This is a genomic window from Nitrosovibrio tenuis, assembly GCF_900109785.1.
In the GTDB taxonomy this organism is placed as follows: Bacteria; Pseudomonadota; Gammaproteobacteria; order Burkholderiales; family Nitrosomonadaceae; genus Nitrosospira; species Nitrosospira tenuis_A.
The window spans coordinates 154,849-166,163 of sequence record NZ_FOBH01000006.1 but is presented as its reverse complement, the minus strand read 5'-3'; the positions used below and the strand labels follow the sequence as shown (position 1 = coordinate 166,163).

Below are 11,315 nucleotides of genomic sequence, written 5' to 3'. Positions count from 1 at the left end.
ATGGTGATGAGTCCGAATTTGTACCACCTCGAGTCGTACCACAGCGACATGTCATAGTCGCGGCCACCAGACTTCGCCTGGCTTGACGTTCCTAGGGTTGTTGCCATTTTACTTTTCTCCTATTGCGTTAATCGGGTAATGCTTGACTTCCAAGGCAAATCCCATGGCTTCATCCAGCCTCTTGACCTCCCCGGCCATAAGCCCCGGGCTTGCCTCTACCTCTATATGCTCCTTGTACTGCACCGCACAACTTGTCTATCTGTTCCAAAACTTCTGCTTGCGCTTGAACTTCCCGTAAGGCTTAAGCTCTTACCCTTAAATAGCTTCTTACACCTAAAGCTTAACCTAAGCTTCTTACATTTACACGGGGTCCTTGCACTTGCCATTCCTTGCTTATCGTTCGTGCTGCCACTACTCAAATCTTTAAACCTGAATCTGTAAACCCAAGCTCATGCAGTGGTTGTAATTACAGCCCAGTACCGTCCCTATAAACTGTTGTAAATACAATACACTGTTGCACATACTATTACGGGCACGTTACATACCCACAACCCTGTAAAGACTATCCGCGAAGATCCCCCAAGTCAAGCGGTTTGTCGTGGATGCCCAGGCTGGAACATAACGCAATTTCCGTGCCCAATCGCATCCCACCAATACCCAATCCGAAAGGCATGTTACGCTATCGTATCCATTGATCCAGGCAAACACCTGTTGCCATTCCAATCGTCCACAGTTTGAATTGCTGTGATTGTATTCACGCTAAACTCGCGCTAACGGATGCCTCTACATGGCAAATGGATTTGCGAAGCACGTTTTGTGCCATTATTTATATCTATTTAAAAATCCATGGGTTGGAAATAAACCAACCAGTTATTTTTACAGAACTGTAAAAACTCTCGACAGAAAATTCCCGCAAATGCCCCGAAACAACCGGGCGGCCAGGTAAAGGAATATCAGATAAAGAAATAAATCGTAGAAGCATGAGCTATCGAATCAGGTAATAACCCTTGGCTGGTTTCAGGAATATGTTGGCCCGCCTGCAAGGCTAACCTTGCCTTATTTTGTATTAATTCTCCTGTATGCCGATACTGCGCGTCGCACTTGATGTGCCCGTGAACACTTTGTTCGATTATCTTGGGCCGGATACCGTGGTAACGGAGCAGGATGTCGGCACCCGTGTACGAGTCCCATTCGGGAAACATCTCATGACAGGCGTGATCATGGAAGTGGCCACTTACTCTTCCATTGCTTCGCCTAAGCTCAAGCCGATAGCTCATATATTTCGAGACGTCCCACCTCTACCCGAAACACTGCTGGATCTGTTCCGCTTTTGCAGTGCTTACTATCATCACCCGCTGGGGGAAGTGGTGATGAACGGACTGCCCGGCAGGCTGCGCAGCAGCAAACCCTTTGTGCAGCAATACCGTCCCATTCTCGAATACCGGCTCACCGGAACCGGACGCGCGGCGGACCCATCCGTAATACCGCCACGCAATATCGTCAAGCGAAGGCTGTTGGCGAGGCTGAAGGAGACGGGTTCAATAACTATTGAAGAGGCAAAACAGTTATCGCAACGGGCGCCTGGCGTGCTCAAAGAATTTGCGTCGTTATGGTGGGTTGAAGAACGAGCCGAGATTGAGTCTTCCGCCATTGCTGCGGCCAACACATCATCCCCCGTTCCCGTGCTTACGCCAGCTCAGAAAAATGCAGTCGACGAGATTGTGCCCACAATCAAACAGTTCAACACCTGGCTGTTGCATGGCGTAACGGGCAGCGGCAAAACCGAGGTGTATCTGCGGCTGATTACACTCATGTTGCATCAACGACGGCAGACCTTGGTGCTAGTCCCGGAAATCAACCTGACCCCGCAATTGGAAGCCGTGTTTCGCGCGCGCTTTCCCGCCATACGGCTGATCAGCCTGCATAGCGGACTCAATCCTTCCGAACGCGCAGGCGGCTGGCTGCAAGCACAACGGGGAGATGCCCAAATCATACTGGGCACACGCCTCGCGGTATTCACCCCCCTGCCAGACCTCGGGTTGATTATAGTAGACGAAGAACAGGACATGTCGTTCAAACAGCAGGACGGCTTGCGCTACTCCGCACGAGATGTGGCGATTTTTCGGGCCAGGCAAACTGGCGTACCCGTGATACTCGGTTCCGCCACGCCCTCACTCGAAACGTATTACAACGCCATCAATGGCCGCTACCTCCGATTGCAATTGCCGTCCCGTGCGGTCAGGAATGCCACGCTGCCGCTGGTACGCTGCATTGACACCCGCATTGCTAAAACCGAAGAGGGCCTTTCCCCTCCTCTGATCTCGGCACTGGAAACATCCCTTGCGTTAAACCAGCAGAGCCTCGTTTTCATAAACCGCCGCGGTTATGCTCCTGTACTGCTGTGCAGGTCATGTGCATGGACAGCAGCCTGCCAACGGTGCGCCAGCCGTCTGGTCGTACACCTGCGTGAAAAGAAGCTACGATGTCATCATTGTGGCCACCAGGAGCGTTTTCCGACCAATTGCCCCGAGTGCGGAGACCAGGATATTGCGCCGTTCGGTCACGGCACACAACGGGTGGAAGAGGCTCTGTCCCGTCGGTTTCCTCATGCACGGATCATGCGTATCGATCGCGACAGTACACGCCGAAAGGATGCCTGGCAAAAAATGCTGGAAGAAATCCAGGGGCAGCGCGTGGATATACTGATCGGGACGCAAATTCTCGCCAAAGGCCATGATTTCCCCAATCTGTCGCTCGTGAGCGTCCTGAATTCGGACGCATCACTGTTCAGTTCCGATTTTCGCGCGTCGGAACGCCTGTTTGCACAACTGATGCAAGTTGCGGGGCGAGCCGGACGGGGGGGTATACCAGGTCAAGTACTGATCCAGACCGAGTTTCCTAATCATCCGCTGTATCAGGCATTATGCCGCCATGATTATGACTCGCTGGCGCAGACGCTGCTGGTCGAAAGAAAACTGGCACGGTTTCCGCCTTTCATTTATCAGGTTTTATTATGGGCGGAGGCGCCAAGCATCGATCTGGCGTTGGCTTTCCTGGCGAATGCAGAAGGCATCAGCGCAAAGCCAAAACATATCGAGATTTTCGATCCGGTTCCAGCACAAATGCCGCGGTTAAAAGGAATGGAACGCGCCTATTTGCTGGTGCAGTCGAGCTCGCGTAGCAAATTGCAGAAATTCCTGGGCGAATGGCGAACGCAGCTCGACGCCCTTCCTGATCGCAAGGTACGCTGGGCATTGGACGTGGATCCGCTGGAGTTTTGACTTGAGCCCGACCTGAATTATTCGCATTCAGGCCGCCTTTCCAGCTCGCCTACCGCGCTTGATGCGCGCCCGATATTATTTGACTTCGGCCAGTAATCTGCTCAACATCTGTTCCGCCTGGTGGCGATAGCTGCCCCCGAACAGGTTAAGATGGTTGAGGATATGATAGAGGTTGTAGAGGGTCTTGCGGATGTCATATCCTGGGTCGAGTGGATAGCTCTCCCGGTAAGCCGCGTAAAAGGCAGCGGGGAATCCGCCAAAAAGTTCGGTCATGGCAATATCGGTCTCGCGATCGCCATAGTATACAGCGGGATCAAATAATATCGGCCGCTCCCCTTCCCTATCGAAACCATAATTGCCACTCCATAGATCGCCATGCAATAGCGAGGCATCCGGTCCCGCTCCTGGAAAAAAAGAATCCAGCGTAGCCAACAATTTTTCGCCAGATATCTGTAGTTTTCCTGTATGACCGTTGGCTTGGGCTAATTTCAATTGATAGCCCAGGCGGTGTTCCCGCCAGAACTGGACCCAGTCCGTCGCATATGTATTGATTTGCTGGGTCGCACCGATCGTGTTATTACGTTTCCATCCGAACTTTTTTGAAGCGCAACGATGCATCGCCGCAAGTCCCAACCCCAGGGCCGCGGCACCGCGGGCGGAGGCTTTGCCCATCTCAAGATATTCCAGCACCAGCCATGCTCTGGAACTGGCTTTACCCCAGCAAACGGGCTCAGGCACATGCACGGTATGGGAATCGCGGATTTCCTGCAGACCCGCTGCTTCCGCTTCGAACATCGTCAGGCTTTCAGCATCATTTAGCTTGACGAAAAATCGCCGCCCGTTGCCTTCGATGCGTTGAGCCTGATTAATGCAACCGCCACCAATTGAAGAGATTTTTTCGACAACAAAAGGGATACCCGTGCAAGTGGAGATTTGCGCAGCAATTTCCGTCCAGGGCGACATTCAGATAACACTAACAGATAAAAAACTATCGGGTTTCCCGGCTATCTATCCATTCGCGTGCGCGGCTGATAGCGGCGCGCGTCTGTTCCGGCGCGGTCCCGCCAATATGATCGCGGCTATCGATCGAGCCTTCCAGCGTCAGCACGCAGAAAACTTCGGCATCAATTAATGGCGAAAACTTCTGTAACTCCGGCAGGGCAAGCGCGCTCAGGTCTCGGCCGCTTTCGGCCGCGAAGCGCACGGCTTGCGCTACCGCTTCATGCGCTTCTCTAAAAGGCAGGCCCTTCTTCGTCAGGTAATCGGCGAGGTCGGTGGCCGTGGCATAACCGCGCATCGCGGCCTCGCGCATCGTTAATGGATTAACGCGTATTCCGGTCAGCATGTCGGCATAAATACGCAGAGTATCGGTAAGTGTATCCACCGTATCAAACAAAGGCTCCTTGTCTTCCTGGTTATCCTTATTGTACGCAAGTGGCTGAGCCTTCATCAGCGTGAGCAGTGCAACCAGGTGACCATTGACGCGTCCGGTCTTGCCGCGTACCAGCTCGGGCACATCAGGATTTTTCTTTTGGGGCATGATGGATGAACCCGTACAAAAACGGTCAGCCAGTTCGATGAAACCGAATGAGGGGCTCATCCATAAAATCAATTCTTCGGATAGTCGCGACAGATGCGTCATGATGAGGGCGGCGGCGGCACAGAATTCAATGGCAAAATCCCTGTCAGAAACGGCATCCAACGAATTTTCGCAAACACTGTCGAACTCCAGCTGTTTCGCCACCATTTCCCGACTGATGGGATAGCTGGTGCCCGCCAGGGCGGCCGCGCCCAGCGGCAGTTGATTCACACGCTTGCGGCAATCCGTCAAACGCTCGGCATCGCGTTTGAGCATTTCGAAATAAGCCATGAGATGGTGACCGAAAACGACTGGCTGCGCCACCTGCAAATGCGTGAAACCGGGCATTACGGTATTGGTATGCTTTCCGGCAAGATCCAGCAGGGCATGTTGCATCCTATGGATGAGGCTGAGAATGCCATCAATCGAATCGCGCAGATAAAGCCTTATATCCGTCGCGACCTGATCGTTGCGGGATCGCGCCGTGTGCAGGCGTTTACCGGCATCCCCGATCAATGCGGTCAGGCGTTTCTCGATATTGAGGTGTACGTCTTCCAGCTCCGTACGCCAGACAAATTCCCCATTGCGGATTTCCTCACGGATCTGCCCCAGGCCATGCCTGATTGCGGCAAGGTCGTCCACGTTGATGATACCCACGGCGGAAAGCATCTGCGCGTGAGCAAGGGATCCCTGGATGTCATAATCCGCGAGCCTCCGATCAAAGCCCACCGACGCCGTATAACGCTGCACCAGCGCTGAAACCGGCTCGCTGAAGCGCCCTGACCACGGGCTATTGCTTGTTTCCACCGGCGTGATTATATTTTTTGAGGCCGCCATATTGTCTTCTAAAAGATGAGGAGATCAACTCGTTCCCAGGATCGTCATAAAGCGCAAAATCCGAGGCCGCTCCACTGCCCCGCTAGATATCCGTGACTCGTGGCGTTCGAACGACGAGTATAAAGCAAAACCGGCCGCCCAATGGCCCGCCGAACCCCTCGTCCGGCGCGGATGTAAATTTCGGAATATGAATATGCTGGTTTCGTATACCTGTACTATTCGTCAGCCCAACGACAAACGGTCAATCGTGCTACGCGTCAAGATGAGTCTGAAATTCCAGTCCGGCGTGTTCCCGCATTTTATGGAATTGAATCGACTCCCAGTTTTCCTCGGCGACGCTCAGTTCCGCCCCGAATGCTGCCAGAAAGGTGGGAGCATCAACTGCATCATAGGCGACCCGGTAGGCATTAATGTCGATGAAGCGCTTGAGTTCGCGGGAGTTGTCGGAGGTTATCCACCGCGCTAACTGGTACTTCGCGGGAACAAGCCGAGCCTCCACGCCGTACTCATGCTTGAGCCGATGCGCCACAACTTCGAACTGTAGCGTACCGATAGCGCCGAGCAGTAAAGCGCCGCCGGAGTGCGGCCGGAACACTTGAATCGCTCCCTCCTCGCCCAATTGGGCGAGCCCCAGTTTGAGTTGTTTGCTGCGCATTGGATCCCCGATCTCGACCGTCTGGAAGATTTCGGGCGCAAAAAACGGCAGGCCGGTAAACTGAAGCCGTTCGCCTTCCGTCAGGGTGTCGCCCAGCTGCAGGGTTCCATGGTTAGGAATCCCGATGATGTCGCCAGGATAGGCGATATCGAGCAAATCGCGCCTCTGGGAGAGAAAAGATACTACCCCGTTCGTGCGAATATCCTTACCGTTGCGCACGATCCTCAGATTCATGCCGCGCTCGAACCGACCCGAGCAAACTCTTACAAACGCAATGCGGTCGCGGTGTGCCGGATTCATATTGGCCTGAATCTTGAATACTACGCCCGAGAATCCGGGTTCGGCGGGTTGTACCTTCCGTTGAAAAGCTCTGCGCGATCCCGGTGGCGGGGCGAGATCGACCAATGCATCCAGTACCTCCCGCACTCCAAAGTTATTGATGGCTGAGCCAAAAAATACCGGAGTTTGTAAACCTGCAAGGAAAGCGGCATGATCGAATTCCGATGATGCGCCGCGTATCAGCTCGATTTCCGCCCGCGCACCGGCAGCAATCTCGGGAAAACGCACCGAAATCGCCGGGTTATCCAGTCCTTCAATGTTTTCATCTTCGTCGCTCAGCTTATCCTCGCCCGGACGGAAAACGCGCATACTGTCGCGTCGCAAGTCGAATACGCCGCGAAAGCCCCGGCCCATGCCCATCGGCCAAGTGAACGGTATCACTGCCATGCGCAGCGTGCGTTCGATCTCGTCAATGAGGTCCAGCGGTTCACGCACTTCGCGATCCATTTTGTTCACAAACGTGATAATAGGTGTGTTCCGCGCACGACATACTTCCAGCAGACGCAGTGTCTGCGCTTCCACGCCGTTGGCGGCATCGATTACCATTAGCGCCGCATCCACGGCAGTCAGGACGCGGTAGGTATCCTCGGAGAAATCCTGGTGACCGGGCGTATCGAGGAGATTGATAACACAATCTCCATACTCCATCTGCATAACCGAGCTGGCAACGGAAATACCCCGCTGCTTCTCGATTTCCATCCAGTCCGAGGTAGCATGGCGGCTCGCCTTTCTTGCCTTGACGCTGCCCGCGATATGAATTGCGCCGGCAAACAACAGCAACTTTTCCGTAAGCGTGGTCTTGCCCGCATCCGGATGGGATATGATGGCGAACGTGCGGCGTCGCCCTACTTCCCTGCCGACGTCCTTACCCGGGTCCTTACCCGCGTCCTTACCCGCGTCCTTACCAACTTCTTTACCCAACGTCATTAACCTACTCCTGTGCTTGTTGATTCGGGCTCCTGTTTCTGCCCTTGTTTCTGCCCTTGTTTCTGCCCCTGTTCCTGTTCCTGTTCTGGCGGATAAAGATAACACCGCGCGCTGTGCGTTGAACTGAATGTGCTGGTTGCCGGATAAGTCTTGCGGCATATCGGCATAACGTGCGGACAGCGGGGATGAAAATGACATCCGGGTGGCGGATTGGCCGGTGAGGGTAGATCGCCGTGGAGGTGGATGATGTGGCGTCTGGATTCGAGTTCGATCACAGGGACCGCCGACAGCAGCGCCTGGGTATAAGGATGCCTGGGATTGTTCAATACTTCATCCACGCTTCCGTATTCAACGATTCTGCCGAGATACATGACGGCCACTTCATCCGCGAGATATTCCACCACCGAGATATTGTGGGTGATGAACAGATAAGCCAAGCCCAGGCTGTCCTGCAGCTGCTTCAGCAGATTCAGAATCTGGGCCTGTACCGAAACATCCAGCGCGCTGGTCGGCTCGTCGCAGACGATCAGTTTGGGATGGACTGCCAGAGCACGGGCAATTGCGATACGCTGGCGCTGGCCGCCGGAAAATTCATGCGGATAGCGCCACTTGGCTTCCGGCGGCAACCCCACGCTCTTCAAAAGTGCATCGAGCCTTTCCGCACTGGCTGTCCCCGATTGGCGGGCTGCCGTGTTTTCCTCTCTGTCGTCTCCGGCATTCAAGGAATTGATGCCTTCCTCGATAATCTCAACGATTCGCATCCTCGGATTGAGGGAAGCGTAGGGATCCTGAAATATGAGCTGAAATTGGGCACGCATTTCCCGCAAACGCTTGCGTTCCAACCCGACCAGCTCCAGCCCGTTATAACGCACGCTACCCGCGGTAGGTGGGATCAATTGCAGTATGCTCTTGCCAACGGTGGTTTTGCCGCAGCCGGACTCCCCTACCAGCGCCAGCGTCTTGCCCTGTTGTATGGAGAGAGAGACACCGTCCACCGCTTTGACATATCCTGCCACGCTTCTCATCAGGCCCTTGTATATCGGAAAGTAGACTTTGAGATCTTTGACAGACAACAGGCATGAATCGGGGGTTTCAGTTGCAGCAACCGCTGGTCTGATCTGGGAATCAGGCTTAAGCCAACTTCCTGAATCCTGAGTTCCGGATTCCGGTTTTGTACCCTTGAATCCCCCCTCCCGGATCACCGCCGGCATATCCTTGTCAAAAAGATGACATCGAACGCGATGTCCATCAGTCACTGTTATCCACTCCGGCGCGACTTCATGGCACAATTCCCAAGCATGATCACAGCGGTCCGCGAAGCGGCACCCGACGAATTCGCGCGACAGCAAAGGCACGTTTCCCTGAATAGCCGAGAGCGGCAATCCCTGCCGGCGCCGTTCCCTCCGGGGCAGCGAAGCAAGCAATTTCTTCGAATAGGGATGTGCAGGACCGCGGAAAAATTCGTCGCGTGATGCGGTCTCTACAATTTCCCCCGCATACATTATTCCCACCCGATGCGCCGTTTCCGCCGCTATGGCAAGATCGTGGGTGATGAGTAGGATCGACATGCCGTTGCGCTGCTGCACCTCACGCATGAGGCCAAGCACCTGGGCCTGAATGGTAACGTCCAATGCCGTGGTAGGCTCGTCAGCGATCAGCAATTCAGGTTCCCCGGCTAACGCCATGGCGATCATGATCCGCTGCTTCATCCCGCCCGAAAATTGGAAGGGATATTCGCTCATACGACGCGCTGCGTCTGGAATGCCCACCTGATTCAGTATTTCCAGGATGCGCTTTTGCGCGGCTGCTCCGCGCAAACTGAAATGCCGCTGCAATACTTCACCGATCTGTTCAGCCACCGTCATGACCGGGTTCAGGCTTAGCATCGGCTCCTGAAAGATCATGCTGATCCGTCGCCCGCGAATTCCACGCATTGCGGTTTCCGGCAGCAGAAGCAGATCCTCGCCATGCAGACAAACGGAGCCCGAGGCAATTTCCCCCACTTCGGGCAATAGCCGCATAACGGAAAGGGCTGTCATGGACTTACCGCATCCCGACTCACCAAGCAGCGCGAAAGTTTCGCCCTTCATGATGTGCAGCGTAAGCCCGTCGACCGGCCATGCCAGCGCTGCAGCACTATGGATAACCGTTGTCAGATTGTTGATTTGCAGCAAGGGACTCATGAAAGGGGCTAATTTCCTGTTCCGGAAAGAGACTCAGCCGACTCGGCTTTTGATTGTTTCGCGCCCCGCCTGCGGAGTATCCTCACCTTTGCAGGCGCGATCCTCATTCGCGGATCAAACGCATTCTGTACCGCATCGGCAAACAGATTGGCGCTCAATACCAGCGCAAACATGAAACTGAAGGCAGCGAGCAACGCCCACCACACCATTGGCTCACGCGCCATTTCCAGCCGTGCGGCATTGATCATTGTGCCAAAACTGATCATCGAAGGGTCAACGCCGACCCCCACGTAGGAGAGTACCGCCTCGGCCAAAACCAGCCCGCTGAAATCCATCACGGTAGTGATCAGAACGATATGCATCACGTTGGGCAGAATGTGCCGGCTGATGATGCGCCAATGTGATACGCCGAACGCGTGAGCTGCCTGTATGTATTCCATCTCGCGCAGCTTCAGTGTCTCGCCGCGCAGCAGGCGGCATAAACCGGTCCAACTGGTGACTCCGAGTATGATGCAAAGAAACAGCAGGCGCAGATCGGCGCGTGCTGCAATTGTATCGAACAGCTCGGGATGCGTTTCCATATATACCTGCATCATCAATACGGCGGCCGCGATCAGCAAGACACTCGGAATCGAACTCAGCGTGGTATACAGGTACTGAATCACATCATCGACCCAGCCCTGAAAATAGCCCGCCGTAATTCCGAGAAGGAGCGCAAAGGGAAGCATCATCAGCGTGGTAAGCGTTCCGATCACCAGCCCCGTACGAATGCTTTTCAAGGAGAGATAAAATACGTCCTGCCCGACCTTATCGGTGCCGAAGATATGGTAATCGCCGCACAGAGCCAGCGCAGCACCACTGAGTAACAGCATCAATGCAAGCGTGATGCATATGGCATTCCATGGAACATCAGTCGCGCCTCGCCAGATGCCGGCAAGTGCGGACAGGAACGTTTGGCGACCACGGCGCGCCAGTGACACGCTTAACGAAGCTACGATGAGACACCAGAGAAAAAGCCCCAGTGCGCCGCCGCGCGCAGCTCTCCAGATGACATCCCCGATAAGTTGCGCTTCTGGATCTTCCAGATGTGCACCGCCGAATTTCAGTCGAGGAAATTCCCGTGCCTGTCCGCCATCCGGAAGCTCTACTGTCTCCTTGGCGTAGAGATGCGCGGCGAACGGCGCGGAATAAGTCTTTTCCACCCGTGTCCGCAACGGCGCCGCAATCACGTCAAGCAGGCTTAATACCTCGATGCTGTACGCTTTTTCGGTGGCTGCATTATTGGTCACGGCTGGACGCATATGCACGGTATCGAGCAGCCCGATGACCATAAAGAATGTCAATATTGTCAATGCCGCCATGCCGCTTGCGCTGTGCCCCACACGACGCCACGGCACCAGCAGATGCTCGCTGCGCCGCACATGCCAGACGAACACACCTATTACCGTTACCAGCAGGTAAACGAGTGCATCTGTCCAGAGGATGATGGGTTCGAAGGGCATCGTCAGCCTTGG

General features: G+C 54.6%; 6 protein-coding genes. 1 reads left to right on the top strand and 5 read right to left on the bottom strand.

Annotated features, from left to right (window positions below; genetic code table 11):
- The first annotated feature begins 1,079 nt into the window (after positions 1-1,079).
- On the top strand, positions 1,080-3,281 hold the full coding sequence (locus BMX00_RS09550) for a primosomal protein N' (RefSeq protein WP_090828776.1): 2,202 nt from the start codon (positions 1,080-1,082) through the stop codon (positions 3,279-3,281).
- 75 nt (positions 3,282-3,356) lie between these two features.
- On the opposite strand, the gene BMX00_RS09545 is transcribed toward BMX00_RS09550, so the two are convergent.
- The 5 genes from BMX00_RS09545 to BMX00_RS09525 all read right to left on the bottom strand — a co-directional run bounded on the left by BMX00_RS09545 (position 3,357) and on the right by BMX00_RS09525 (position 11,303).
- Positions 3,357-4,244 (bottom strand): fructosamine kinase family protein, encoded by an 888-nt coding sequence (locus tag BMX00_RS09545; RefSeq protein ID WP_090828775.1) that lies wholly within the window; start codon positions 4,242-4,244, stop codon positions 3,357-3,359.
- Between the two features lie 25 nt (positions 4,245-4,269).
- Positions 4,270-5,697, bottom strand: a complete 1,428-nt coding sequence (argH, locus tag BMX00_RS09540) for an argininosuccinate lyase (RefSeq protein ID WP_090828774.1) — start codon at positions 5,695-5,697, stop codon at positions 4,270-4,272.
- 250 nt (positions 5,698-5,947) lie between these two features.
- Entirely contained in the window at positions 5,948-7,618 is a 1,671-nt protein-coding gene (locus BMX00_RS09535; RefSeq protein ID WP_090828773.1) for a peptide chain release factor 3, read from the bottom strand.
- Entirely contained in the window at positions 7,618-9,801 is a 2,184-nt protein-coding gene (locus BMX00_RS09530) for an ABC transporter ATP-binding protein (RefSeq protein ID WP_090828772.1), read from the bottom strand. Before BMX00_RS09530 ends, BMX00_RS09535 begins: the two co-directional genes overlap by 1 nt.
- A gap of 8 nt (positions 9,802-9,809) precedes the next feature.
- A complete protein-coding gene (locus tag BMX00_RS09525; protein WP_090828771.1) occupies positions 9,810-11,303 on the bottom strand; it encodes an ABC transporter permease in 1,494 nt (497 codons plus the stop codon).
- Between the last annotated feature and the right edge of the window lie 12 nt (positions 11,304-11,315).